Annotated in this window: 22 protein-coding genes; 14 read left to right on the forward strand and 8 right to left on the reverse strand. The window is 57.3% G+C overall.

Going from position 1 to position 24893, the window contains the following annotated elements; translation table 11 throughout:
• The first annotated feature begins 6 nt into the window (after window positions 1-6).
• The 5 genes from AC2FLU_RS06705 (at window position 7) to AC2FLU_RS06725 (ending at window position 5278) form a co-directional block, all read left to right on the forward strand.
• On the forward strand, window positions 7-2832 hold the full coding sequence (locus AC2FLU_RS06705) for a helicase-related protein (protein WP_496808586.1): 2826 nt from the start codon (window positions 7-9) through the stop codon (window positions 2830-2832).
• A 6-nt stretch (window positions 2833-2838) separates the two neighbouring features.
• Window positions 2839-3204: an RNA-binding S4 domain-containing protein gene (locus tag AC2FLU_RS06710; RefSeq protein ID WP_209504209.1), complete on the forward strand. Its 366-nt coding sequence runs from the start codon at window positions 2839-2841 to the stop codon at window positions 3202-3204.
• A 66-nt stretch (window positions 3205-3270) separates the two neighbouring features.
• The gene (gene fdxA, locus AC2FLU_RS06715) at window positions 3271-3609 is read left to right on the forward strand and encodes a ferredoxin FdxA (RefSeq protein WP_170616129.1); all 339 of its coding nucleotides are present in this window, start codon (window positions 3271-3273) and stop codon (window positions 3607-3609) included.
• A gap of 280 nt (window positions 3610-3889) precedes the next feature.
• The gene (locus tag AC2FLU_RS06720) at window positions 3890-4399 is read left to right on the forward strand and encodes a CarD family transcriptional regulator (RefSeq protein ID WP_050603638.1); all 510 of its coding nucleotides are present in this window, start codon (window positions 3890-3892) and stop codon (window positions 4397-4399) included.
• A gap of 117 nt (window positions 4400-4516) precedes the next feature.
• Entirely contained in the window at window positions 4517-5278 is a 762-nt protein-coding gene (locus AC2FLU_RS06725) for a potassium channel family protein (protein ID WP_480476612.1), read from the forward strand.
• Here the strand turns inward: AC2FLU_RS06725 and cobS are convergent.
• Window positions 5275-6087 carry an adenosylcobinamide-GDP ribazoletransferase gene (gene cobS, locus AC2FLU_RS06730; RefSeq protein WP_480516672.1) on the reverse strand — a complete coding sequence of 271 codons (813 nt, stop codon included), beginning with the start codon at window positions 6085-6087 and terminating at the stop codon, window positions 5275-5277. The genes AC2FLU_RS06725 and cobS overlap by 4 nt on opposite strands.
• Window positions 6088-6117: 30 nt before the next feature.
• Here cobS and cobT point away from each other — a divergent pair, with 30 nt between their 5' ends.
• The gene (gene cobT / locus AC2FLU_RS06735) at window positions 6118-7128 is read left to right on the forward strand and encodes a nicotinate-nucleotide--dimethylbenzimidazole phosphoribosyltransferase (protein ID WP_480516674.1); all 1011 of its coding nucleotides are present in this window, start codon (window positions 6118-6120) and stop codon (window positions 7126-7128) included.
• Window positions 7129-7158: 30 nt separating this feature from the next.
• On the opposite strand, the gene AC2FLU_RS06740 is transcribed toward cobT, so the two are convergent.
• Together AC2FLU_RS06740 and AC2FLU_RS06745 are read right to left on the reverse strand one after the other, a co-directional pair.
• A complete protein-coding gene (locus AC2FLU_RS06740) occupies window positions 7159-9039 on the reverse strand; it encodes a monovalent cation:proton antiporter-2 (CPA2) family protein (protein ID WP_480493394.1) in 1881 nt (626 codons plus the stop codon).
• A gap of 19 nt (window positions 9040-9058) precedes the next feature.
• Window positions 9059-9514 carry an Lrp/AsnC family transcriptional regulator gene (locus AC2FLU_RS06745; RefSeq protein WP_480553259.1) on the reverse strand — a complete coding sequence of 152 codons (456 nt, stop codon included), beginning with the start codon at window positions 9512-9514 and terminating at the stop codon, window positions 9059-9061.
• A 147-nt stretch (window positions 9515-9661) separates the two neighbouring features.
• Here AC2FLU_RS06745 and hppD point away from each other — a divergent pair, with 147 nt between their 5' ends.
• Entirely contained in the window at window positions 9662-10759 is a 1098-nt protein-coding gene (gene hppD, locus AC2FLU_RS06750; protein WP_480476620.1) for a 4-hydroxyphenylpyruvate dioxygenase, read from the forward strand.
• A gap of 87 nt (window positions 10760-10846) precedes the next feature.
• Here the strand turns inward: hppD and AC2FLU_RS06755 are convergent, their stop codons facing one another.
• Window positions 10847-12805, reverse strand: coding sequence for a hypothetical protein (locus tag AC2FLU_RS06755; RefSeq protein WP_480516676.1), 1959 nt, complete (start codon window positions 12803-12805; stop codon window positions 10847-10849).
• Between the two features lie 155 nt (window positions 12806-12960).
• Here AC2FLU_RS06755 and AC2FLU_RS06760 point away from each other — a divergent pair, with 155 nt between their 5' ends.
• On the forward strand, window positions 12961-13665 hold the full coding sequence (locus tag AC2FLU_RS06760; protein WP_480516678.1) for an SIMPL domain-containing protein: 705 nt from the start codon (window positions 12961-12963) through the stop codon (window positions 13663-13665).
• A 2-nt stretch (window positions 13666-13667) separates the two neighbouring features.
• Here AC2FLU_RS06760 and AC2FLU_RS06765 read toward each other — a convergent pair whose 3' ends face one another.
• The 3 genes from AC2FLU_RS06765 to AC2FLU_RS06775 form a co-directional block, all read right to left on the reverse strand.
• Window positions 13668-14378 carry a GNAT family N-acetyltransferase gene (locus AC2FLU_RS06765; RefSeq protein WP_480516680.1) on the reverse strand — a complete coding sequence of 237 codons (711 nt, stop codon included), beginning with the start codon at window positions 14376-14378 and terminating at the stop codon, window positions 13668-13670.
• Window positions 14379-14380: 2 nt separating this feature from the next.
• On the reverse strand, window positions 14381-15673 hold the full coding sequence (locus AC2FLU_RS06770) for an O-acetylhomoserine aminocarboxypropyltransferase/cysteine synthase family protein (protein ID WP_480553261.1): 1293 nt from the start codon (window positions 15671-15673) through the stop codon (window positions 14381-14383).
• 72 nt (window positions 15674-15745) lie between these two features.
• On the reverse strand, window positions 15746-16741 hold the full coding sequence (locus AC2FLU_RS06775; RefSeq protein WP_480553262.1) for a GT-B fold glycosyltransferase domain-containing protein: 996 nt from the start codon (window positions 16739-16741) through the stop codon (window positions 15746-15748).
• A gap of 144 nt (window positions 16742-16885) precedes the next feature.
• On the opposite strand from AC2FLU_RS06775, the gene AC2FLU_RS06780 reads away from it, so the two are divergent.
• The 4 genes from AC2FLU_RS06780 (at window position 16886) to preA (ending at window position 21218) form a co-directional block, all read left to right on the forward strand.
• The gene (locus AC2FLU_RS06780) at window positions 16886-17518 is read left to right on the forward strand and encodes a cupin domain-containing protein (protein ID WP_480553264.1); all 633 of its coding nucleotides are present in this window, start codon (window positions 16886-16888) and stop codon (window positions 17516-17518) included.
• A 159-nt stretch (window positions 17519-17677) separates the two neighbouring features.
• On the forward strand, window positions 17678-19012 hold the full coding sequence (locus AC2FLU_RS06785; RefSeq protein ID WP_496811918.1) for an NAD(P)-dependent oxidoreductase: 1335 nt from the start codon (window positions 17678-17680) through the stop codon (window positions 19010-19012).
• Between the two features lie 46 nt (window positions 19013-19058).
• Window positions 19059-19895, forward strand: a complete 837-nt coding sequence (locus AC2FLU_RS06790) for a class I SAM-dependent methyltransferase (protein WP_480553266.1) — start codon at window positions 19059-19061, stop codon at window positions 19893-19895.
• 18 nt (window positions 19896-19913) lie between these two features.
• Window positions 19914-21218: an NAD-dependent dihydropyrimidine dehydrogenase subunit PreA gene (gene preA / locus AC2FLU_RS06795; RefSeq protein WP_480516690.1), complete on the forward strand. Its 1305-nt coding sequence runs from the start codon at window positions 19914-19916 to the stop codon at window positions 21216-21218.
• Between the two features lie 47 nt (window positions 21219-21265).
• Here preA and AC2FLU_RS06800 read toward each other — a convergent pair whose 3' ends face one another.
• Window positions 21266-21874: a TetR family transcriptional regulator C-terminal domain-containing protein gene (locus tag AC2FLU_RS06800; RefSeq protein WP_480516692.1), complete on the reverse strand. Its 609-nt coding sequence runs from the start codon at window positions 21872-21874 to the stop codon at window positions 21266-21268.
• Window positions 21875-22046: 172 nt separating this feature from the next.
• Here AC2FLU_RS06800 and AC2FLU_RS06805 point away from each other — a divergent pair, with 172 nt between their 5' ends.
• Together AC2FLU_RS06805 and hydA are read left to right on the forward strand one after the other, a co-directional pair.
• Window positions 22047-23297: a Zn-dependent hydrolase gene (locus tag AC2FLU_RS06805; protein ID WP_496808585.1), complete on the forward strand. Its 1251-nt coding sequence runs from the start codon at window positions 22047-22049 to the stop codon at window positions 23295-23297.
• A 92-nt stretch (window positions 23298-23389) separates the two neighbouring features.
• Complete coding sequence (gene hydA, locus AC2FLU_RS06810; RefSeq protein WP_496808584.1) at window positions 23390-24844, forward strand: dihydropyrimidinase; 1455 nt, start codon at window positions 23390-23392, stop codon at window positions 24842-24844.
• Window positions 24845-24893 lie beyond the last annotated feature (49 nt).

Raw genomic sequence — 24893 nt, forward strand, 5'->3', positions numbered from 1 at the left:
GCAAAGGTGAGCGGGTCATCCCGAATAGTGGCCGTTCTGGGCCCTACGAACACAGGTAAAACCCATTACGCAATCGAACGGATGCTGGGATACCGCACAGGTATCATCGGTCTGCCGCTGCGTCTGCTTGCGCGCGAGGTCTACGATAAGATCGTCGCCATCCGCGGGCCGTCGATTGTTGCGCTTGTCACCGGTGAAGAGCGGATCGTGCCCCCCCGGACCCAGTATTGGGTCTGCACTGTCGAGGCGATGCCCGAAGGTGTGGGTGCGGATTTCGTGGCGATTGATGAAATCCAGCTGTGTGCCGACCCCGAGCGCGGCCATGTCTTTACAGATCGCCTGCTTCGGTCGCGCGGAACAAACGAGACACTTTTTCTTGGCTCTGACACCATGCGTGGCCCGATTGCCGCGCTGGTGCCCGAGGCGCAGTTTGTCCGGCGCGAACGGATGTCGCAGCTGGTCTATTCCGGTTCGAAGAAACTCAGCCGGATGCCGCCCCGCAGCGCTATTGTCGGATTTTCGGTCGAAAATGTGTATGCCATCGCGGAGCTTCTGCGCCGCCTGAAAGGTGGCGCGGCGGTGGTCATGGGTGCCCTCAGCCCGCGGACGCGGAATGCTCAGGTGGAGCTTTATCAAAATGGTGAGGTTGATTACCTGGTCGCCACAGATGCTATCGGCATGGGCCTGAACCTGGATGTTAACCACGTTGCCTTTTCATCCCTGACCAAATTCGACGGGCGGCGGATGCGTCCGCTGGCCCCAAATGAGCTGGCCCAGATCGCCGGTCGGGCCGGGCGCGGGATGTCGGACGGCACCTTTGGCGTGACCGGAGAGGCACCGCCGCTGGACGAAGGTGTCGCGCAGGCGATCATGGACAGCCGGTTCACGCCGATGAAAAAGCTGAACTGGCGGAATGCCGCTCTCCGGTTTGGTTCGATTGACGCACTGATCAACTCGCTTGAAGTCAGTCCAAATGACGAACACCTGATCAAAGCCCGCCCTGCTGATGACCTGAATGTGTTGAAATCGCTGTCACAACAGGCCGAGATTGTCGCCCGCGCAAGTGACGGTCCATCCATTCGATTGCTGTGGGATGTGTGCAGAATCCCTGATTTTCGCGGCATCAGCCATGCAGAGCACGCAAGCCTGTTGGAAGTGATCTATGGCCACCTGCACGAACGCGGCAGTATTCCCGATGATTTCATGGCCCGGCAGATACGGCGGATTGACCAAACCCATGGGGATATCGATGCGTTATCCAAAAGGTTGGCATATATTCGCACCTGGACATATGTTGCGCAACGAAACAGTTGGGTGCGTGACGAATCACATTGGCGTGACGAAACGCGCACTGTAGAAGACAGACTGTCTGACGCACTTCATGAGCGTCTGACTCAAAGATTTGTGGACCGGCGTACATCGGTTTTGTTGCGGCGGCTCAAACAGAAGGAGGCCCTTTTGGCCGAAGTAAATGACAAGGGTGAAGTGACCGTCGAAGGAGAATTCGTCGGTCGTCTGGAAGGGTTCCGGTTTAGTCCGGACAAAAGCGCGCAAGGAACCGAGGCGAAAGCGCTCAAATCGGCATCCCTGCAAGCACTCGCGCCGCAATTCCATCTGCGTGCCGATCGCTTCTACAATGCGCCCGATACCGAAATTGATTTCACCGATCAGGGCGGCCTGATGTGGGGCGAGTATGCCGTTGGCAAACTGGTTGCCGGGTCCGAACCTCTCAAGCCTGTGGTCGAGGTTTTTGTGGACGAGGCCGCCGGTCCGGATGTCGAACAGAAGGTGCGGCGCCGGTTGCAGCATTTCATCGACCGCAAGATCGCTGCGCTGTTCGAGCCGCTGCTGAATCTGTCGCGCGACGAGGAGCTCAACGGGCTGGCGAAAGGGTTTGCCTTCCGCATGGTCGAGGCGCTGGGCGTACTGCCGCGCGCCGGCGTCGCGCAAGAGGTCAAGGATCTGGATCAGGACGCACGTGGCGCATTACGCAAGCATGGTATCCGGTTTGGCCAGTTCACCATCTTCATGCCGCTCTTGCTGAAGCCCGCACCGACGCGTCTGCGTCTGGTGCTGTGGGCGCTGTATGGCGGTTTGCAGGAATTCCCCGAAGCACCGCCTCCGGGGTTGGTGACTGTGCCGGTCGCCAAGGATGCACCGCAGGGTTACGACACCATGTGCGGCTACCGCGATGCGGGCGACCGATCGATCCGTATCGACATGCTGGAACGTCTGGCCGATATGCTTCGTGCGGAAGACAGCCGTGGCGGGTTCGAAGCCAAGCCGGATATGCTGTCGATCACTGGTATGACGCTTGAACAGTTTGCTGACCTGATGCAAGGGCTGGGTTACAAAGCCGAACGCGGCGAGCGTGGCAAGGTCAAACCGGAACCGGTTGAGCAGCCTGTGACAGAGGCGGCTGAACAAGCCGTTATCGACGAGACGCCAGCACCTGACGCGGCATCAGAAGAGGTCGCCGCGCCCGCAGAGGAGGCAGCCGAGGCCACCGAAAGCACCGAGACGGCAGCCGAGGCTGTCGCAGAAGGTCAGGTCGCGGAACCTGCGTCGGATGAACCCGAGGTCGAAGTGTTTTACACCTTCACCTGGGGTCGTCAGCGTCAGCCGAACCGTGGTCCGCGCCGCGAGCCGGGGCAGGGCAAGGGGAAACCGCGGGGCAAACCGCAGGAGGGCCGTGGCAAACCGCACGGCAAGAAGGGCGGAAAGCCGCAAGGGGCCAAGACCTTCTCGTCACGGCCACCGAAAAAAGAAAAGGCCATTGATCCCGACAACCCGTTCGCCGCAGCGCTTATGGGTCTGAAGGACGGTAATTGACGCAAGATGGCCGAGGCCAAACTGCGGATCGATAAATGGTTGTGGCAGGCGCGGTTCTTCAAGACCCGCAGCCTTGCCGCCAAACAGGTCAGTGGCGGCCATGTCCGGCTGAATGGAAACCGGGTGCTGAAACCGGCGCAGGCCGTGGCCCCCGGTGACGTTCTGACCTTCTCGCAGGGTCGCATCGTCCGCGTCATACGTGTGGAAAAACTGGGGGAACGCCGCGGTCCGGCGCCCGAGGCGCAAACTCTGTACTTTGATATGACCGAAAAGCAGGAAGCGCCTCTTGTAAATCCAGGTTTCGAGGGAAAAGGTCGGCCAACCAAGAAAGATCGACGCGCTATTGATCTTTCTCGCCCGGAAGATCACTGATCCTGTCTTGAAGAGCGGGCCAGACTGAATTAGCTAGTCGCTCAAACCGCAAACAGGAATCCGACCATGACCTATGTAGTCACCGAAAACTGTATCGCCTGCAAATACACCGACTGTGTCGAAGTGTGTCCGGTGGACTGTTTCTACGAAGGTGAAAACACGCTGGTCATTCATCCTGACGAATGCATTGACTGCGGAGTGTGCGAGCCCGAGTGCCCCGCCGATGCAATCCGCCCCGATACCGAGCCGGGTATGGAGGAGTGGGTCGAGTTCAATCGCAAGTATTCCGAACAATGGCCGGTGATCGTCACCAAGAAAGACCCGCTGCCCGACGCAGAGGAGCGTGACGGTGAAGAGGGTAAAATGGAGAAGTATTTCTCGGAAGCGCCCGGAGAAGGCGGCTGAGTGATTCGTTCCACACGGCCTGTTTTGACATAAAGATCACGGCACAACCTGTTGAACGCAGGTTAAATATGAAAAATTCCCGTAAGGTAAACTTTCGGGCGTCGTAATTTTGTGATATACTCCACCCCACATGATGACCGAGATTGGGATGCGCTCCGTAAGTATGCTCACTTTGGAGTATTGAATTTGTGACAATATCGCCGCCTGACGGGGCTGAGACAGTCCCCGCATGTGGTGTTTTTGTTGTCCGTGTCCCGTCCGCAAGCAAGGAAAAAACTGAATGACAAAGTCGAAAAAGCTCGAGTTCCGCCCGAACGACTATGTTGTCTACCCCGCCCATGGCGTGGGTCAGATTATTTCGATCGAGGAACAGGATGTCGCGGGATTCACGCTTGAGCTGTTCGTCATCTCATTTGAGAAAGACAAGATGACGTTGCGCGTGCCGACTAACAAGGCGACCGAATCCGGTCTGCGGTCGCTCAGCTCGCCCGATGTGATCAGCCAGGCGATGAAAACGCTGAAGGGCAAAGCCAAGGTTAAGCGCGCCATGTGGTCCCGTCGCGCGCAGGAATATGAACAGAAGATCAACTCGGGCGATCTGATCTCGATCGCCGAAGTTGTCCGTGACCTGCACCGCACCGATGATCAACGCGAGCAGAGCTATTCCGAGCGTCAGCTGTACGAAGCCGCTTTGGAACGTCTGACCCGTGAGGTCGCGGCTGTTTCAGGCGCTGGCGAGGTGTCTGCCGCCAAGCAGGTGGACGAAGTTCTGACCTCACGCGCTGCCTGATCGAAGGTACTTTGACAAAACGGGCCGCTCCGAATTTGGGGCGGCCTTTTTCGTGGCTTGGTGATTTGTTCATATGGCGCTAATTTCACTGTGTATGCAGCGGATTACCGGACAGACATGAAGCAGACTGTGAAATACCTGTATATCGGACACGACCCTGTTTCGGTTTGGTTTAGGTATGCGCTGATCCTGTTCGATGTTGCGACAATCATTTTCTTTGTCGCGACGGCCCACATCCCGCATGGGCCAGGTTTGACCGTTGCAAGCCAACTGGTCGGCGTGCTGATTTTTCTGGATTTCTCTGCGCGGCTCTGGATTTCAAAAGACCGCTGGAAGCTGTTGCGCCAGATTTACACGGTGGCGGATATCGTAGTCGTCCTCTCTCTGGTGCTTGATCCGTTTTTGACAGGCAACCTGGCTTTCCTGCGGATATTACGCGCCCTGCGTCTGATCCATTCATATCACCTGCTCTGGGATTTGCGGCGCGACAGCCGTTTTTTCCGCACGCACGAAGACGCTGTTATCGCAGCGATCAACCTGCTGGTCTTTGTCTTTGCCACCTCGACGGCCGTTTTGGTGTTTTTTATACCAGAAGACGCGCAAACGCCCTACGTAGATGCGCTGTATTTTACCATGGCGACGCTCACGACGACCGGGTTTGGCGACATCACTTTGGTCACACCGGGTGGCAAGCTGTTTTCTGTCTTCATTATGGTCGTTGGCGTGGCACTGTTCGTCCGGCTGGCGCAAGCAATTTTCGCGCCACAGAAGGTCCGTCACAAATGCCCCAGCTGCGGGCTGTACCGGCACGACCCAGACGCCGTGCATTGCAAACATTGCGGCGATACGTTGCGAATTGAAACAGGGGGGTCGCCTTAGGTCTGGGCGCTGAGTGTAAGCAGAAACGTGATTTCCGCCAATTGCTGCGACGCTCCCAGAATATCTCCGGTTTGACCGCCGATCTTGGTTTTTGCGACGAGCCCCAAAACGGCAACGACCAAAGTCGCGAAGACTATCGCGTTAAGCGCCAGACTTCCGCACAAGCTGAAAGCGACCAAAATCGCGATGCCCACAGCGATACAGGCTGTTCCTGCGCCGGGGGTACCAACCGAATGGCTCAGGCCCGACGTTCTGGCGTTTGGAAGAAGTACCATCAGTGCTGGCATCAATGCGCGGGAAAATACACAAGCCGCAACCACCATCCAGATCGGACCAGTGACAAGTATGGTAGAAATCGCGGATACTCGTAAAAGCTGCGACATCACCAAAGCGAGCACGCCGTAAGTTCCAATCTGGCTGTCCTTCATGATCTCCAGCCGCCGTTCAGCGGTGAAACCGCCCCAAAGCCCGTCGAACGTATCGGCCAGACCATCTTCGTGCATTGCCCCGGTCATCAGGATCAGCGCTGAAACCAGTAATGAAGCCGCCACAAACGGGGGCAGTTGAAGCCCCATCGCCAGCCAACCGGTCAGGCATGCCAACCCGCCAACGACCAGCCCAACCAGTGGAAACGCCCATACCGATTGTGCCTGCCGGGCAAAAACGGCTTTGGGCAAACGGGGCAGGGGCAGGCGGGTCAACAGCACCAGGGCCAGCGGAACATCCCACAGGGAAAACGGTTTGGTGTCGTTTTTATGCACGCCCGTGCCTTTCGGGGTCTTGTTGGTTTCGATCCTTCGGTTAAACACGCAGGACCACTCTGATGCAATGAGGCTTTCATGCTGCCTGAACTGAATGATTTGAACACGTTCCGTGCTGTCCTGGCGGGAGCTCCGGGCCCAGATGCCGCAGCGGTGCAGGGCGCGGCCGAGCGAAATGGACAATTGACCAAACCCCCCGGCGCGCTTGGTCGGCTTGAGGATCTTGCAGTCTGGTATGCAGGATGGCGGGGGGACGCCCGTCCACAGATCAGTGCGCCTCAGGTTATCGTGTTTGCCGGAAATCACGGTGTTACCGCGCAGGGTGTTTCGGCCTTTCCACCGGAAGTGACCGTGCAGATGGTGATGAATTTCGAACATGGCGGGGCGGCGATAAATCAGTTGGCCAGGGCCGCAGGCGCGAAGATGGATGTACACGCGCTGGATCTGGACAAGCCGACCGCGGATTTCACCCAAGCCCCAGCCATGACAGAGGATGAATTGCTAGCCGCGTTGCGCACTGGCTGGCAGGCCGTTGATCCGCAATCTGATCTTTTGGTGGTCGGCGAAATGGGTATTGGCAACACCACCCCGGCTGCGGCTATTGCCTGTGCTCTGTTTGGTGGCGACGCGTCCGATTGGACAGGTCGCGGAACTGGTGTGGATGACGCAGGTCTGGTCAACAAAACCCGTGTCGTGGCCGAGGGTGTCGCCAAACACGCGTCAGATGATGGTCTGGACATCCTGCGCTGTCTGGGTGGACGCGAGATAGTCGCAATGGCGGGTGCAATTGCTGCTGCGCGGGTGTTGCGCATCCCGGTGATCCTGGACGGGTTCATTTGTTCGGCCGCCGCCGCCTGTTTGTGGAAGCTGTCCGATGGCGCGCTGGATCATGCTGTGGCAGGTCACCAAAGCGCCGAAGCGGCCCATGGCGCCGTGCTGGCGAAATTGGGTAAAGAGCCGTTGCTGAGCCTTGGCCTGCGGTTGGGCGAAGGGTCCGGCGGGGCATTGGCGATCAACATTCTGAAAAGTGCCGTTGCCTGTCATTCCGGCATGGCAACCTTTGCCGAAGCTGGGGTATCTGACAGCTAAACCCGTACCTGGCCCGGGCAAAGGCTTGGGTCAGGCCGATTTTTTCGCGTGCTCTTCGGCCAGTTCCAGCAGCGCGGTTTCCAGATCCTTTTCCAGCGCCTGCGAACGCTCAATGTATTTTTTGTTTTCGGCGGTTGGCAGTCCGGGAACCCAAAGCTCGGCCAGATCACGCAATGACTTCCGGTCGTGGTGGTAAAACGTCTGCTCGGCCTGGGCTGCTTCGTACTCACTCAGCCCGATATTCTCCAGAACATAGCGACCTGCACGCAGCGAGCTGTCGAACATTTCCCGCACGATGTCATTGGCACCCGCCTGATACAACTCGTACACATGGGTCCGGTCGCGGGCGCGGGCGATGATGTGCAGGTCAGGGCGCTGCCGTCTGGCATAGCTGACCAGTCGCGTGACTTGCTTGTGATCATCCATAACGGCGACAAGAACGGATGCTTTGTCCAATCCCGCCGCGCGCAACAGTTCCGGCCGAGTGGGATCACCCAGAAAGCCTTTGACACCAAATCGGCGCATCAGCTGAATGGTTTCAATATTGTGGTCCAAAACGACTGTCTTGAAACCGCTGGCCCGTACCAGCCGGTTGACGATCTGACCAAAGCGACCAATGCCGGCGATGATGACCGGGCCCTTTTCGTCGATCACGTCCGGTTCGGGGGTGGTCGCTGAATCGCCAATCTTCTTTGACAAGGCGTCGTAGACAATGAAAAGAAGAGGTGTGATCAACATCGTCAGAGCAACGATCATCAGCAGCTTTTGCGACAGGTTGGGCGGAATAACATTCTGTTTCGTCGAAAATGCCAGCAGGACAAATCCGAACTCACCAGCCTGCGCTAACCCAAGGGTGAACAACCAGTGATCACGCCCCCGCAGTTTGAAAGCCTTGCCCACTAGATAAAGGATGATCCCCTTGGCAAGTATCACAAGCAGCGCCAGTCCAATCAGGTCCAGCGGGTCGTTGAAGAAATAACCAAAGTCTATTCCGGCCCCGACCGTGATGAAAAACAGCCCCAGAAACAACCCTTTGAACGGTTCAAGGTCACTTTCCATTTCATGTCTAAATTCAGAACTGGCCAAAACAACACCTGCCAGGAACGCGCCCAAGGCAGGTGACAGGCCGACCAGTGTCATCAGAAACGAAATCCCCACGACGATCATCAGTGCTAGTGCGGTGTACATCTCGCGCAGACGGGTTGCGTGGATGAAGCGAAACAACGGTCTTGTCAGGTAGACACCGGCCAGAATGACAAACACCACCGCGCCGATTGTGACCAGGGTAACGGCCCAGCCCGGCAACCCCTCGACCAGTGACAGGCTGTGATCGCCCGCGCCATGTGAACCTCCGGCCCCCCTGTCTATCGATCCATCGGCTTGGAAGCGCGGCATGGCGGGCAGGGCCAGCAGTGGCAACAAAGCCAGAATTGGGATCACCGCAATGTCCTGCGTCAACAGAACCGAAAATGTCGCACGGCCGCCATTTGTCTGCATCAGGCCTTTTTCTGACAAGGTTTGAAGAACGATCGCGGTCGATGAAAGCGAAAGGGTCAACCCCACCGCCAGGGCGACCGACCATGGATGGTTGGCGTACATGGCCACGGCAGCAATCGCGATTGTTGACAGCAACACCTGCAATCCGCCCAGACCCAATAGCTTGTCGCGCATGTCCCATAGGGCGCGTGGCTCCAGTTCCAGGCCAATGAGAAACAGCATCATCACCACGCCAAATTCGGCCACATGCTGAAGATTTTCGGTTTCCGCTCCGACAAGTCCCAGTACGGGTCCGATAATGATCCCGGCGGCAAGATAGCCCAGCACAGATCCCAACCCCAGTCTGGCAGACAGAGGAACGGCAATGACAGCCGCTGCCAGATAGATCGAAGCCTGGTATAGAAAGTCGTCCATGTGTATCCTCGGAACCTTTTCAGGTGGGAAGGGGGGCGTCGCGTTTAAGTTGATCCATTACGATCTGGCTCTGTACTCGTGCAACGGCAGGATGCGGCAGGATCACCTGATGTAGCAAGCTGTTGAGCGCGGACAGGTCGTCACAGTAGATGTGCAGCAGATAGTCGGCCTCGCCTGTCATCGTCCAAGCGCTGGTAATCTCGGGGCGGGTGTCGACCATGCGTGCAAAGCTTGCGGATTGCTCGGGGCCATGGGTGCCCAGATGCACCTGAACAAACCCCTGCACCTGCAGGCCCAGTTTCAGCGGGTCCAGCCGGGCAGCGTATCCGGTGATGTACCCTTCGACTTCAAGCCGCTGTCGGCGGCGTCCCGCTTGACTGGACGACAAGTTCAGCATTTCACCCAGTTGATGCGCCGTCAGATGTGCATCTTTTTGCAGCGCGGAAAGCAGTCGCTTGTCGGTTGCATCCAGCATGTGCGGAAAAATCCTGATTTTATTAATTTATATGCGCGTTTTGCGCGTCATCTTGCAGTTTATACGAAAACAATGCGCAGAAACAGCGCCAGAAAAGTCGTATTTTTGAATCAGCAAAGAAATTCCTGTTTTCGTAGGAGACGCGCCATGGGTCCTTTCCCGCACAATGCCCCGAAATCCGTGATCAGCGAAGAAAACCCTGCCGGTACAGATGGGTTTGAATTCGTCGAATTCGCCCATCCAGAACCGCAGGAGCTGCGTGATCTGTTCGCAAAGATGGGGTTTGATCTGGTGGCCCGCCACAAGGAAAAACCTGCTGTCGAGCTTTGGCAACAAGGGGATGTCACATACATCCTGAATGCTGACCCGGACAGTTTCGCGGCTAAGTTCGTGGCCGAACATGGGCCCTGCGCGCCATCGATGGGCTGGCGGGTGGTGGACGCGCAAAAAGCGTATGAGCATGCCCTGTCAAAAGGTGCGGAACCTTACGACCACGATGACAGAACAATGAATGTGCCTGCGATCAAGGGTATTGGCGGGTCGCTGATTTATTTCATTGATCAGTACTACGACACATCGCCCTATAATCAGGAATTCAATTGGATCAAGGAATCAAAACCTCGGGGCGAGGGGTTCTTCTATCTCGATCACCTGACGCACAACGTCTACAAGGGCAACATGGACAAGTGGTTCAAGTTCTATGGCGACCTGTTCAACTTCCGTGAAATCCGTTTCTTTGACATTCAGGGGAAGTTTACCGGCCTTTACAGCCGAGCGCTGACGTCTCCCTGCGGCCGTATCCGTATTCCGATCAACGAGGACCGCGGCGAGACCGGGCAGATCGTGTCTTACCTGAAGAAATACAAAGGCGAAGGCATTCAGCATATCGCTGTTGGCAGCGACGACATCTACGCTTCGACCGATGCTATTGCTGAAAACGGGCTGAAGTTCATGCCGGGTCCAAACGAAGCTTATTACGAGAAGTCCAGGACCCGCGTGGTCGGCCATGAAGAGCCGCTGGACCGGATGATGAAACACGGCATCCTGATCGACGGCGAAGGCGTCGTTGACGGAGGCGAGACGCGCATTTTGTTGCAGATATTCTCGAAAACGGTGATTGGCCCGATCTTCTTCGAGTTCATTCAACGCAAGGGTGACGATGGTTTCGGTGAAGGGAACTTCCAGGCGCTGTTTGAATCCATCGAGCGCGAACAGATCGAAAGCGGCGAGATTTCGGCTGCTTGATCAAAGTAAACCAACATGTCGGAGGCGGTTCTGCTGCCTCCGACGCACCTGTTTACAGTTAATGGGTCAAGGCCTTGAGTGCCGATATCAGCCACGCGGCATCGCCAGCGTCACGTTTTGACCCTTCTTCTGATAACGCAGCTCGCTGTCGCTGATGGCAATGACCTTGCCGCCGTCAATACTGTCCCCAACTTTCAGTTTCTTGTAACGTCCACTGGGAAGCCGGACCAAGGCGCGCCGGTTGGCGGGTGTGCCGTAAACACCGATCAGATTCAGGCGACGCAAATTGATCGCGTTATCGAGCGTGGCCTGCCGGGCAACAGACGCAGTTGTGGGAATCTTGGGGGCGACAGATTTCGCCTGAAACGATCCGGATTCGTCAGAGCTCTGGTCCAGCGCGGCCGTTGATCCAAGATTGGAGTTACCAGAAGCGGGTGCCTTTGCAGTGTCCAGACCCGCCGGGCGCACCCTGGGGCGCGGGACACGGACAACGGCCAACGCGGTTGGCGTCTCGTCGATTTCTGTGCGCGCTTGCAGACTGTCCGGGCGTGCTTTTGGGCGCTTGGCCGAAAGCTCTGCCAGCGACCGCCCCCCCAACTGCCCGCGTTCGAAACTCTCGACCAGATCTGAAGGGCGAGGTTTGGGTCGTAGACCGGCCAGCCTTTCGTCGACCTCGTCAAGTACGGGTTCATCTTCGAAACGCACTGGCGTTGCTGGCGGAACCTTTGACGGTCGGCCTTGATAAACGACAATCCCATCCGGGTTCAGCGTTCCTTCCGGTGTAGGTGCCACAAGCCCGCGATCATCCAGATTGAACCGCGCTCCTGCTATGCCATGTTGCACGTCCCGAACGAAGGGTTCGTCGGTATCGAAACTGGAAGCCGGGGGCAGGGCAACCGCATCGCTGGACAGGTCGGATTTGTCGATCGATGTCAGATACAAATCGTCCGGTTCCGGGGCTTCTGGCACGTCCAAAGCGGCCGGAGGCGTTACATTCACACCGGAGGCAGCGCTGATATCCTCATCTGCCTCGGGGTCCTGAGCGATGGGGTCTACCGGGGTAGGGGCCACCTTGAGCGCCTCAAGGATTGCCGCGTCGGTAGGGGTGAGCTCTGGTTGTTCTACGGCTTCGGCCTCGGCTTCGGCAGGTTCTGGCGTGGGGGGCACATCCCTGTCCAGTGGAGCCTCAGGCGGCAAGTTTTCAGGGGGGGTGATTGCCGCAACTTCGGGCACTATCAGTGGCAGGGCGTCGATATCCGGCTCGGAAACACCTATCTCGGTAGAAGTTGGACTCAGTGCGGTCTGATCTGTTTCTCCACCGCTGTCCAAGGCCAGCCAAACGCCGAAAGCGCCGCCAAGAAGAACCGCCGCGGCAAATGCCGGGATCGCAATGCGCGGTGCCTGCGCTTTCGTATTCGCAAACTTATTGTCAGGTGTTTCGGGGGTCAGAAACACGTTTGGTGCGGCTGTGCCTGCAATGGGATGCGCTGGTTTCCCGGCGGATTTTGCCGGTTCGGGCTGGTCTGTGTTTTTTGCCGACAGCGGTGGCTCTGCTGGTCGGGTTTCCGATGCGCCCGAACGCTCTGCGAACAATGCTTCTCGGGGGAATGCGTCTGCGTCTTCTTCGGCGCAAAATAAAACCGGCACGAAACCATGGTCCGAGGCAAAGGCCCGAGCCTCGCTCAGCGTTTCTTGCGCAACAGCCGCAACATAGGTGGTGCCGCCTTCGGTTTGATAGTCGTAGCTAAGTTCGGACAAAACGTAAGGCGTTGCGTCAGCAAGTGCGCTCTCAATGCGTTCCACTGTGTCTTGGGGGGGTAAGCCATCGGTTGCAACCTGAAGGTATCGAACCTGTTCGGAAGGCAAAACAAGCTTGCAGCTCAGGTCGTTTTCCAACGCAAAAGCGTTTTCCCGCAAAACCTGCATCTGACCAGACAGGTCCGGCGAATCCAAGGGAATCGAGCCGATAACGAACCATTCGTCATCCGAGTGATGATGCAATGATATTCCGGTCGCAGAAAAAGACAGCGCAAAGGCAGGTTTCATAATCCGCAGGAACCATAATTATCAACGTCAATGCAAACACCTTGGCGTTCGCAGACCGACATTAAAGCAGGAACTTGCCGAGGGAAAGAAAAAGGCAAACTCTCCTCTTGTATGGCAATGCATCGCCGACCCATCTTTAACCCAAGCAAATCGGAGTGATAACATTGAAGACATTCGCTTTTCTGGCCGCGATGATGGCCGCAACGACCGCTGGACTTGCCCATGCGGAAGAACGTCGCATCACAGTTGACGCAACTGGAACCATAGTGGTTGCCCCCGATATGGCGACGATCACATTGGGTGTGACAAATGAAAACGCCGAGGCTTCGGCGGCGATGCAGGCCACCTCGGACTCAGTTGCGAAGATGCTTGCGCGCCTGACCGGGATGGGGATTGAAGACCGCGATATCCAGACCCGCGATCTGTCGCTTTCCCCTGTTTGGTCCGGGCGGCACGGGCAGAATGGAGAAACACCGGAAATCTCGGGATTCGCTGCCTCGAACCGCGTGTTTGTGCGTGTGCGTGATCTGTCCAAACTAGGAAGTATCATGGATGCGGTCATTCAGGATGGCGCCAACGATTTCGGGGGCTTGAGCTTTGGGGTGCAGGATACCAAACCAATCGAGGCCCAAGCGCGCGCGCAAGCTGTGGGCGAAGCTATGGCCAAGGCCGAGCAGCTGGCACAGGCGGCGGGTGTAACCCTTGGCGCGGTGCAAACGATTTCGGAACAAACGGGGGGCGTGCGCCCGATGCCCGAGATGCGCATGATGAGCATGGCTGACGCAGGGGGTGTACCTGTGGCAGGTGGTGAGGTTTCGGTGTCTGTCAGCGTCTCGATGGTGTTCGAGATTTCCAAATGAATTCAACCCTTCGCGCGGGCCAACAGCGGTTTTCGTTGTTGGCCCGAAGCGTCGAAATTATCGGGTGACAACCAGGCCTCGAAAGCATCACGGATGCGTGGCCATTCGGTATCTATGATTGAATACCAGGCCGTGTCGCGGTTGCGCCCTTTGTAGTGGGTTGCTTGGCGAAACACGCCTTCGAAGGTGAACCCAAGCCGCTCTGCCGCACTGCGCGACGGACCATTCAGCGCGTCGCATTTCCACTCGTATCGCCGGTAACCCAGTTCATCGAACACGCGCCGCATCATCAGATACATGGCTTCGGTTGATTGCGGCTTGCGCTGAAGCAGGGGTGAAAAGTGGATATGCCCGACCTCAATCGCTCCGGCGGCGGGAGCTATCCTGAGGTAAGAAGCCATGCCCAACGGTACCTCATCACCGTCCAGAACGGTATGGAACATCGGGTCCGCGTCCACGCAGTTGGCGCGCGCCCAGTCTTCGAACTCAGGTTCGCTGTCAAACGGGCCGTAGGGCAGGTAGGTCCAGTTGTGGCCATCCGTGTCCTTGGCAAACGCCCGGAACAGTCCGGGCGCGTGCCTGTTCACATCAAGGGGCACGACAGAACAATACCGGCCCACCATCGGCGTATAGGGTGGTGTCGGGCGTGGAAAGTTACCCGAAACCGGTAAACCGATGGGCTGGCCAAGGTTGTTTGTATCGTGCTGGGTCATGGTCAGGCGGTTGCTTTGGCCAGAGCCTGATCAAGGTCGGCAATCAGATCGTTCACGTCCTCGATCCCGATGGATACGCGCACCACGCCCGGACCTGCGCCCGCGGCTTCCTGCTGTTCCGGGGTCAACTGACGATGTGTGGTCGAAGCCGAATGAATGATCAGCGAACGCGCGTCGCCCAGATTGGCTACGTGGCTGAAAATCTCCAGCGCATTGACCAGTTTGATACAGGCGTCATAGCCACCTTTCACGGCGAATGTGAACAGGGCGCCGGCACCGCGTGGATACTGAGCTTTGACCCGATCCTGATAGGGCGATGACAGCAATCCAGCATAGGTGACGTAGTCCACCCGGTCATCCGCTTCCAGCCAGGCCGCGATTTTTTGCGCGTTTTCAACATGACGCTCCATCCGCAGCGACAGGGTTTCGATCCCCATCAGCGTGTAGTGGGCCGCCTGCGGGTTCATGGTCATGCCCAGATCGCGCAGACCGATGGCGATGCCGTGGAAGGTAAAGGCCAAAGGTCCGAACGTTTCGTGGAACTTCAGTCCATGATAGGCTGGTTCGGGTTGGCTGAGCGAGGGGAACTTGTCATTTGCCGACCAGTCGAACTTGCCCGAATCCACGATGCAACCGCCAGTGACCGTACCGTTGCCGGTCAGGTACTTGGTGGTCGAATGCACGACCAGGGTCGCTCCGTGTTCGATCGGGCGGCACAGATATGGTGTTGCCGAGGTGTTGTCGACAATCAGCGGAATGCCCGCCGCATCGGCCACATCTGCCAGTGCACGGATGTCCGTCACATAGCCGCCGGGATTAGCGATGGACTCGCAGAAAATCGCACGGGTATTTTCATCGATTGCGCCCTTCACCGCGTCCAGATCATCGGTGTCGACAAACTTGGCAGACCACCCAAAGCGTTTGATTGTCTGGCTGAACTGGGTGACCGTGCCGCCGTACAGACGGGTTGAGGCGACCACGTTGCAACCCGGACCCATCAGCGGGAACAGCGCCATGATCTGCGCCGCGTGCCCGGACGAACAGCAAACGGCGCCAACACCGCCCTCAAGTGTAGCCACGCGCTCCTGAAGAACAGCCACAGTTGGGTTGGTCAGGCGCGAATAGATAAAGCCCACCTCTTGCAGGTTGAACAGGGCCGCTGCGTGGTCTGCATCGCGAAACACATAGGCCGTGGTCTGATAAATGGGTGTCTGGCGCGCTCCGGTCGCCGGGTCGGGGCGGGCGCCCGCGTGAATTTGCAACGTGTCGAAACCGTAGGTGGGACCGTCAGACATCTTGAAAATCTCCTGTTGGAATTTGTCTTGCGAAATCTGTAGGCCATTGCCCGCTTGCGCACAACGATCCTGTCAGCGCAGCCAGAGGCCCCTGCTTTTGATCGTGTTGCGGATGGCCTGTTCACGTCGTGGCAGATGATCGCGGTCAAACAGGGCGCGGACTTTTGCGCCTTTACCCTGCAGAACCATCTTTTTCAGCGGCTCATATTGCTTGAGAACCTTCTTGACCTTGTTTGGAGCGACGATGGTTTCCAAAACGTCTATCACATGATCGCTTTCACGGGCGTACAGCAAGGGAAACAGGCGATAGTGGCAACTGACGGATCCATCCAGCAAACCAGAGGGCAAAACATCACGACCACCGCCGAACGAGTGAATGACAAGGGGCAGGGCGGCCTGATCCAGCCAGGGGTCAAGGCTTTGGCCTGTCAACTCCGGAATGTTTTCGTCGCGGATTGTTCTGGCGTAGTCCAGAAAACGCTCACCAAATTTCCGGGGACATTTGTAGAAGAAATAGCCTGCATTGAAATACAGGTACCGCCGCCAGTGGTCATGGGGTTGATCGGTGTCCAGCGAGCTTTCGAAATCCAACCCGAACCGGGCGTAAAGTGCGCGCCAGATACCGTCAAAACCGGGACCATACAGCGTTGGTTTGGGCCATGTCCCTTCAACTTTCAGTGACGCGCTGGGGCGGTCGAAGTCAAATGGGACGGATGTGATCTCGCCAGTGATCAGCGTGTCGGTGTCAAAGAACACAAAGGGCTCATCTTCCGGCAGGGCCATCAGCGCTTCGATCTTGTTGCCGTAGGGATAGCTTTCACCGAATACATGCGAGTCGAAGGGCAGAATTTCAGCATCCAGTTGTTTCAGGGCTTTCAGAACATCTTCGTCCTGAATGCGGGGATCCTGTTTCCAGCGTGGCCCCGGATTGGGTGTGACGACAAACAGTTTGCCCCCGAATTTCGGTGAAGAATGGCGCAGTGAAGCCGCAAACAACAGGGCCTCGTATTGCAGACGGTTGTTTTGACCGACGACCGCGACGTTGAATTTCTGTGACGTTGCCTGCATCTATGCCCGTTTCCCGACAGGTGTTTGACCATGCACCTTGAAGTTCGGATTACAGCAAGCGGCCCAAGGCGTCAAAAGCGGATAATTTGAAATTTCATCACGCGATCCCATTTCTTTCAGGGGTCGCTTCAGAAAGGGATACACATGCGGATCAATGCGGATTTTACCAAACGGGTCGCAGTACACTTTGACGAAAGTGAATGGGTCGCTTCTCCCGCAGCAGGGGTCGAGCGCAAAATGCTGGACCGGATTGGTGATGAGGTGGCCCGTGCAACAACCATTGTCCGCTTTGCGCCCGGCAGCACCTTTTCCGCCCATACCCATGACGGCGGCGAGGAATATCTGGTGCTGGACGGTGTATTTCAGGACGAGACCGGAGATTTTCCCGTCGGCAGCTATGTTCGCAACCCTCCAACTTCCTCGCACACTCCGTCCGCTGCCGAGGGCGCGACCATTCTGGTCAAGTTGCACCAGTTTGACCCGCAGGACCGGACCGAGGTTCGCCGCTCGATAAATGGCTATTCTGACGTACAGCTGTTCAAAGATGATCATGAGGACGTTTTTGTGCGGACATGGGCTGCTGGGGGCGTGGTCGAACTGGACGCGCGCGACGGCATGGAAGTGTTTGTCATAAGGGGCAGTTTCTCTGAATCGGGGGAAGAATTTTCGAAATGGGACTGGTTGCGCCTGCCTCCCGGAACGCACTCGCGGGCTGTTGCAGGGCCTGATGGGGCCCGAGTCTGGATCAAGTCCTGCCACCTTGGTGAAATGGTCTGAATGCTTTTCGGCCCTGAAATCAGCTAAAATGCCAATAAATCCGGGTTTAACGGCCCGGATTTTCGATTTTTTGACCATTTGGCAAATTTTACCAATTGATAAAAAATTTATTTGTGGCAAGCTGAGGTCATAACAAACATATCTTCAGGGAGTAGAGTGATGGCACAGGGCCAGATGGCACCCGGCATCGTCGCGGGGCGGCTTTCAAGCGATGAGCTGACCTCGAATTTCACCGATCTGCATCCGCCATTGGCCCCGCATGAGGCCGCAGTTGCAGCAGACCGTTGTTATTTCTGCTATGACGCACCTTGCGTGACAGCGTGTCCGACAGACATCGATATTCCGCTATTCATCCGGCAGATTCAGGCCGGACAGCCCCAGGCTGCCGGGCGAACGATCTTTCAGCAAAACATTCTGGGCGGAATGTGCGCCCGTGTCTGTCCGACGGAAACACTGTGCGAGGAGGCCTGTGTTCGTGAGGCGGCCGAGGGCAAACCGGTCGAGATCGGACGGCTACAGCGCTTTGCGACAGATGATCTTATGTCCTCGGGCGCGCATCCGTTTGAACGTGCGGCATCGACCGGGAAAACGGTTGCTGTCGTGGGGGCAGGGCCTGCCGGTCTGGCCTGCGCCCATCGTCTTGCCATGCTGGGCCATGACGTGGTGATCCACGAAGGCAAGCCCAAACCGGGCGGTCTGAACGAATATGGGATTGCCGCCTATAAATCGACCAACAATTTTGCGCAGGCCGAGGTCGACTGGCTGCTGAAAATCGGTGGTATCACGATTGAAACCGGGTCGGTTCTGGGTGAAGGCATCTCACTGGATGGTCTGGTCGAAAACTACGACGCGGTGTTCCTGTCCATCGGGCTTGCCGGGATCAATGCCTTGCGCGCGGATGGTGTTGACAAGGACGGCGTGCGGGATGCCGTCGATTTCATCGCGGACGTGCGGCAAGCTGATGATCTTGCAAAGCTTCCTGTCGGTCGGAACGTCGTCGTTATTGGCGGAGGCATGACTGCCGTGGACGCGGCGGTAAAGTCCAAGTTGTTAGGTGCCGAAAACGTCACCATTGCCTATCGCCGGGGCCGCGACGCCATGGGTGCCAGCCGGTACGAGCAGGATCTGGCAGCCTCGCACGGGGTTCAGATTTTGACCAACGTGCAGCCGGTGGCAGTACACGGCAATGGAGCCGCTACCGAGATTGAGCTGGAATATACCTCGAGCCAGAACGGTCAGCTTACCGGAACCGGAGAGACGGTCTGGCTGCGGGCAGATCAGGTTCTCAAAGCCATCGGTCAGACGCTGGAAGGTGCGCCGGAAGGGCTGAAGCTGGACGGCAACAAGATCGCTGTCAGCGGTGCGGGACGCACTTCCGTGGCTGGTGTCTGGGCAGGTGGAGATTGCGCGGCGGGCGGCGAAGACCTCACCGTTACGGCTGTTGCTGAAGGCCGGGATGCTGCGATGGACATCCACGCGACGCTGGTTTCGTGATAGGATGGGGTATTCGCCCCATTCCTTTCGCTGCTGAGGTATTCCCATGTCCCAGATCGAACAAGCCGTAGCGCAACACTACACCACCGGAGCACTGGCCGACCGCGTTCGCGCGGCGCTTGAGGCCAGCGGTATCGATCCGGATGCGGCCACGGTCGCAGACCTGAAAGCGGGGGACGAGTTCCACACGGGCGGCGTTCTGGCGACCAACAACCTGTTTGCGCAGTTGTCGCCGACCCATGCGACCCGTGTTCTGGATGTCGGATGCGGTATCGGCGGAACCTCTCGCTATGTCGTGGATCGCTATGATTCGACAGTAACAGGCGTCGATCTGACACCGGAATTCGTTGAAACCGCCAGGGCTCTCAGCGATATGGTCGGGCATTCCTCGAAAACCAGCTTTCATGTGGGCAGCGCTTTGGAGATGCCGGTGCCGGATGCTGGGTTCGACCTGGCCGTCATGATGCATGTCGGCATGAACATAAAGGACAAGGCCGGACTGTTCGCCGAAGTGTCGCGGGCGCTTGCCAAGGGCGGTACTTTTGCCCTGTTCGATGTGATGGCCGGAGACGTGGACGAGCCGCTGGCTTTCCCTCTGCCGTGGTCCACTGTTGCCGAGACCTCGTTCGTGGATGCGCCGGATGTTTATAAGTCTGCGGCAAGCGCCGCGGGTTTTGAACTGGTGACAGAAACGGATCGCACCGAATTCGCGATACAGTTCTTTGAGGACGTCTTTGCAAAGATTGCCGAATCCGGCCCGGCACCACTGGGCATTCATCTGATGATGGGCGAGACGGCGCCCAAAAAGTTCCAGAACTACGTCAAAAACCTCAAGGCCGGGCGCATACGCCCGACCGAAATGATATTCAAAAAATCCGGCTGAGCCGGGAAGGGAGAAGCCATGGCCGATCTGACGACTAACTTTCTGGGCATTTCCAGCCCCAACCCTTACTGGCTGGCCTCTGCGCCGCCGACGGACAAAGAATACAATGTTCGTCGCGCGTTTGAGGCCGGATGGGGCGGTGTTGTGTGGAAGACGCTGGGGTCCGAGGGACCGCCGGTCGTAAATGTGAACGGCCCGCGGTATGGCGCGATTTACGGTGCCGACCGCCGTTTGCTGGGACTGAACAATATCGAACTGATCACCGACCGCCCGCTTGAGGTGAACCTCGAGGAAATGGCGCGGGTCAAGTCCGACTATCCGGATCGCGCCCTGATCGCTTCGATCATGGTGCCCTGCGAGGAAGAAGCCTGGAAAGTCATTCTGCCGCGCGTGGCCGAAACCGGCGCGGACGGAATCGAATTGAACTTCGGTTGCCCGCACGGGATGAGTGAGCGCGGCATGGGGTCCGCCGTGGGGCAGGTGCCGGAATATATCGAGATGGTCACGCGTTGGTGCAAGCAATACTATGACCGTCCGGTCATCGTGAAGCTGACGCCGAATATCACCGACATCCGGAAACCCGCGGCGGCGGCCAGAAATGGTGGCGCGGACGCGGTGTCGCTGATTAACACGATCAATTCGATCACCAGCGTCAATCTGGACACGTTCAGCCCGGAACCCTCGATCGATGGCAAGGGCAGCCACGGAGGGTATTGTGGCCCTGCCGTGAAACCGATCGCCCTGTCGATGGTGTCCGAAATCGCACGGGCTGAGGCGACGCATGGCATGCCGATCTCGGGCATCGGGGGTGTCACCACATGGCGTGATGCGGCCGAGTTTATTTCGCTGGGATGTGGCACGGTGCAGGTCTGTACCGCTGCGATGACCTATGGGTTCAAGATCATCGATGAATTGACAGCAGGTCTGTCGGAATGGATGGATGAAAAGGGGTATACCAGCATTGATGAGGTGATCGGACGCGCGGTGCCCAATGTCACCGATTGGCAATACCTGAACCTGAACTACATCGCCAAAGCCAAGATCGATCAGGACCAGTGCATCAAATGCGGCCGGTGCTATGCCGCCTGTGAAGATACCAGCCATCAGGCGATTTCAATGTCGGATGACCGTGTGTTTGAGGTAAAGGATGACGAATGCGTCGCCTGTAACCTCTGCGTTGATGTCTGCCCGGTCGAAGGCTGCATTTCGATGGTGCCGATGGCGGCGGGTGAAATCGATCCGCGCACCGGGAAAGAGGTTCAGCCGACCTACGCGAACTGGACCACGCACCCGAACAATCCGATGGCCAAAGCAGCGGAATGATCGAGACAGGGAATATCCCTCAGGGGCCGCAGACGCGGCCCCTGAATTCATGGTGTCAGGAGTTTTCGGTACAGCGTATCGACAAAGGGTTCTGCACCCTCAAACGGGTTTTCGTCGCCCAGAATAGCCCGCACCTGAACGTCGAAATCGGCATAATGCTGCGTCAGCGCCCAGATCGAAAACATCAGATGATAAGGGTGCAGCCGCGTGATTTTGCCCTGATCCATCCAATTGGTGAGAATGGTGACCTTTTCGTCAACCAGTTGTTTGAGATCATTGGACAAAGCATCGTGAATGCGGGGTGCTCCTTGCACAAGCTCGTTGGCAAAAAGGCGGCTTTCCCGTGGTAGCTCCTGACTCATCTGCAGTTTCCGGCGAATATAGGACAGCATTTCCTCCATCGGATCACCGGTCTCATCCAGATCGTGCAAGGGCGCCAGCCAGGTTTCCAGCAAGCCCGAAAGCAATTCGGTGTGGATCGCCTCTTTGGACGCGAAATAGTAGAGGAGATTGGGTTTGCTCAACCCCGCCTCGGCGGCAATCTGATCGACGGTTGCCCCACGAAACCCGTGTGCGGAAAACACATTCAGGGCAGCCTCGAGAATCGCGGCTCGGTTCTTCTTCTGGATACGAGTCGGTGCGCGGTCTTTCGGCATGATTTCAGTGTGTCTCTTTTTTCGTCGGATAGGCACGGATTACACTGAAATTTCAGGCTTTGCCGCGCAATTTCTTGACTGATACCGAACCCGTGATAGCGTGAGTTTGACCAGTTGGTCAAATCAAGACACCAATAGCGAGCAAAATCGCAAGCAAACAGGGAATAAGACAATGGCAGCTCCGGCGCAGAATCTCAGGATCAATGGCGACAGGTTGTGGGACAGCCTGATGGAGATGGCCAAGATCGGTCCCGGTGTTGCGGGGGGGAATAACCGGCAAACTCTGACTGACGAAGATGCCGAAGGCCGCGCCTTGTTCCAGAAGTGGTGTGAAGAGGCCGGATGCACCATGGGTCTGGACCAGATGGGCAACATGTTTGCACATCGTAAGGGCACCGATCCGGACGCTTTGCCGGTCTATGTGGGATCGCATCTCGATACGCAGCCGACCGGTGGAAAATATGACGGTGTGCTGGGCGTTCTGGGCGGGTTGGAAGTTATCCGAACGCTCAACGATCTCGGGATCAAGACAAAACACCCCATCGTGGCGACCAACTGGACCAACGAGGAAGGGACGCGATATGCGCCTGCCATGCTGTCGTCCGGTGTCTTTGCAGGAATGCACACGCAGGCTTGGGCGTATGACCGTGAAGATGCCGAGGGTAAGAAATTCGGGGATGAACTGAACCGGATCGGTTGGCGCGGCGAAGAAGAAGTCGGCGCGCGCAAGATGCGCGCTTTCTTTGAGTTGCATATCGAACAGGGCCCGATCCTTGAAGCCGAAGGCAAGGATATCGGCGTCGTTACCCACGGTCAGGGTCTGAGCTGGACACAGATCACGGTGACCGGAAAGGATGCCCATACCGGTTCGACCCCGATGCCGATGCGCAAGAATGCCGGGCTGGCGATGGCGCGCATTCTTGAGAAAGTGGACGAAATCGCCTGGTCTCATGCACCGCATGCGGTTGGTGCTGCGGGGCATATTGACGTTTTCCCGAACTCGCGAAATGTAATCCCCGGAAAAGTCGTTTTTACGGTCGATTTCCGCTCGCCCGAGCTGGAGGTGATCACCGACATGGAAAACCGCCTGCGGGTGGCGGCGGAAGATATTGTCGAAGAAATGGGCCTGCAGATCGAATTCGAGAAAGTCGGCGGTTTCGATCCGGTTAAATTCGACGACGATTGCGTGTCTGCCGTGCGCGATGCGGCTGAGAGGTTGGGCTATTCGCATACCAACATCATCTCGGGCGCGGGGCATGATGCCTGCTGGATCAATCGTGTGGCCCCGACCGCCATGGTCATGTGCCCCTGTGTCGACGGACTGAGCCATAATGAGGCTGAAGAGATCAGCAAGGATTGGGCAGCAGCCGGGGCAGATGTCCTGCTGCATGCCGTGGTCGAGACTGCCGAAATCGTGGAATAGGGGGCGCTGCCCCCGTCGCCCATTGGGCGACTCCCCCGGAATATTTTTGGCCAGATGAAGCAAGCGGCGCAGACCGCATCAGGGAGTTCAAAATGAGTACTGTTATCAAAAACGGAACCGTTGTCACCGCGGATTTGTCTTACAAGGCGGATGTATTGGTCGAAGGCGGCGTCATCACCGGGATCGGGATGGGTCTGAAAGGTGATAAAGAGCTGGATGCGACCGGCTGTTATGTGATTCCCGGTGGGATTGATCCGCATACCCATCTGGAAATGCCGTTCATGGGCACCTATTCCAGCGACGATTTCGAAAGCGGTACGCGGGCGGCCCTGGCCGGGGGCACGACGATGGTTGTTGACTTCGCGCTGCCCAATCCGGGTGAAAGCCTGCTGGATGCCCTGAAGCGCTGGGACAACAAATCAACGCGGGCGAATTGCGACTACTCGTTCCACATGGCAGTGACATGGTGGGGTGAACAGGTATTTGACGACCTCAAGACCGTGATCGAGACGCGCGGCATCAACACGTTCAAGCATTTCATGGCCTATAAAGGCGCATTGATGGTGAATGACGATGAGCTTTACGCCTCGTTCAGGCGTTTGGCCGAACTGGGCGGAATCGCAATGGTGCATGCCGAGAATGGTGACGTTGTTGCCGAGCTGAGCGCCAAGCTGCTGGCCGAGGGGAACTCTGGCCCCGAAGCGCATGCCTATTCCAGACCACCGCAGGTGGAGGGTGAGGCCACCAACCGGGCCATCATGATCGCTGATATGGCGGGCGTGCCGCTTTATGTTGTTCATACATCCTGCGAAGAGTCTCATGAGGCCATTCGCCGGGCCCGAATGCAGGGCAAGAGAGTGTGGGGCGAACCGCTGATTCAGCATCTTACCCTGGATGAAAGTGAATATTTCAATCAGGATTGGGATCACGCCGCGCGGCGGGTCATGAGCCCTCCGTTCCGCAATAAGCAGCACCAGGACAGCCTGTGGAATGGCCTGCAATCAGGATCGCTGAGTGTTGTGGCAACCGACCATTGCGCCTTTACGACCGAACAGAAACGCTTTGGAGTTGGGGATTTCACCAAGATCCCTAACGGGACCGGCGGTCTGGAGGATCGGATGCCTATGCTGTGGACGCACGGTGTGAATACCGGGCGCCTGACGCCCAACGAATTTGTAGCGGTGACTTCAACAAACATCGCCAAGATACTGAATTGCTATCCGAAAAAGGGCGCGATCCTTGTTGGAGCGGACGCAGATATCGTCGTATGGGATCCTGAGAAAACGAAAACGATCAGAGCCAGTACGCAGCAATCTTCGATCGACTACAACGTGTTTGAGGGCAAAGAGGTCAAAGGCTTGCCGCGCTTTACGCTGACCCGTGGACAGGTTGCGGTACATGATGGTGAAATCCGCACGCAGGAAGGCCATGGCGAGTTCGTAGCGCGCGAGGCAAATACGACCGTCAACAAGGCTTTGAGCGCGTGGAAAGAACTAACCGCCCCTCGGCCAGTTGAGCGGACAGGTATCCCGGCGACGGGGGTTTGATCCGTTGGGCCGCTATTTGGGCGGCCCCGGTACCACTCTTTTCAAGGCA

The organism is Ruegeria sp. SAZD013 (genome assembly GCF_059612525.1).

What these genes read in the sequence shown, in the direction of transcription:
- AC2FLU_RS06710 (WP_209504209.1), top strand. Translation starts at nt 2,839, where the DNA reads ATGGCCGAGGCCAAACTGCGGATCGATAAATGGTTGTGGCAGGCGCGG.
- fdxA (WP_170616129.1), top strand. Translation starts at nt 3,271, where the DNA reads ATGACCTATGTAGTCACCGAAAACTGTATCGCCTGCAAATACACCGAC.
- AC2FLU_RS06720 (WP_050603638.1), top strand. Translation starts at nt 3,890, where the DNA reads ATGACAAAGTCGAAAAAGCTCGAGTTCCGCCCGAACGACTATGTTGTC.
- AC2FLU_RS06725 (WP_480476612.1), top strand. Translation starts at nt 4,517, where the DNA reads ATGAAGCAGACTGTGAAATACCTGTATATCGGACACGACCCTGTTTCG.
- cobT (WP_480516674.1), top strand. Translation starts at nt 6,118, where the DNA reads ATGCTGCCTGAACTGAATGATTTGAACACGTTCCGTGCTGTCCTGGCG.
- AC2FLU_RS06740 (WP_480493394.1), bottom strand. Translation starts at nt 9,039, where the DNA reads ATGGACGACTTTCTATACCAGGCTTCGATCTATCTGGCAGCGGCTGTC.
- AC2FLU_RS06745 (WP_480553259.1), bottom strand. Translation starts at nt 9,514, where the DNA reads ATGCTGGATGCAACCGACAAGCGACTGCTTTCCGCGCTGCAAAAAGAT.
- hppD (WP_480476620.1), top strand. Translation starts at nt 9,662, where the DNA reads ATGGGTCCTTTCCCGCACAATGCCCCGAAATCCGTGATCAGCGAAGAA.
- AC2FLU_RS06755 (WP_480516676.1), bottom strand. Translation starts at nt 12,805, where the DNA reads ATGAAACCTGCCTTTGCGCTGTCTTTTTCTGCGACCGGAATATCATTG.
- AC2FLU_RS06765 (WP_480516680.1), bottom strand. Translation starts at nt 14,378, where the DNA reads ATGACCCAGCACGATACAAACAACCTTGGCCAGCCCATCGGTTTACCG.
- AC2FLU_RS06770 (WP_480553261.1), bottom strand. Translation starts at nt 15,673, where the DNA reads ATGTCTGACGGTCCCACCTACGGTTTCGACACGTTGCAAATTCACGCG.
- AC2FLU_RS06775 (WP_480553262.1), bottom strand. Translation starts at nt 16,741, where the DNA reads ATGCAGGCAACGTCACAGAAATTCAACGTCGCGGTCGTCGGTCAAAAC.
- AC2FLU_RS06780 (WP_480553264.1), top strand. Translation starts at nt 16,886, where the DNA reads ATGCGGATCAATGCGGATTTTACCAAACGGGTCGCAGTACACTTTGAC.
- AC2FLU_RS06785 (WP_496811918.1), top strand. Translation starts at nt 17,678, where the DNA reads ATGGCACAGGGCCAGATGGCACCCGGCATCGTCGCGGGGCGGCTTTCA.
- AC2FLU_RS06790 (WP_480553266.1), top strand. Translation starts at nt 19,059, where the DNA reads ATGTCCCAGATCGAACAAGCCGTAGCGCAACACTACACCACCGGAGCA.
- preA (WP_480516690.1), top strand. Translation starts at nt 19,914, where the DNA reads ATGGCCGATCTGACGACTAACTTTCTGGGCATTTCCAGCCCCAACCCT.
- AC2FLU_RS06800 (WP_480516692.1), bottom strand. Translation starts at nt 21,874, where the DNA reads ATGCCGAAAGACCGCGCACCGACTCGTATCCAGAAGAAGAACCGAGCC.
- AC2FLU_RS06805 (WP_496808585.1), top strand. Translation starts at nt 22,047, where the DNA reads ATGGCAGCTCCGGCGCAGAATCTCAGGATCAATGGCGACAGGTTGTGG.
- hydA (WP_496808584.1), top strand. Translation starts at nt 23,390, where the DNA reads ATGAGTACTGTTATCAAAAACGGAACCGTTGTCACCGCGGATTTGTCT.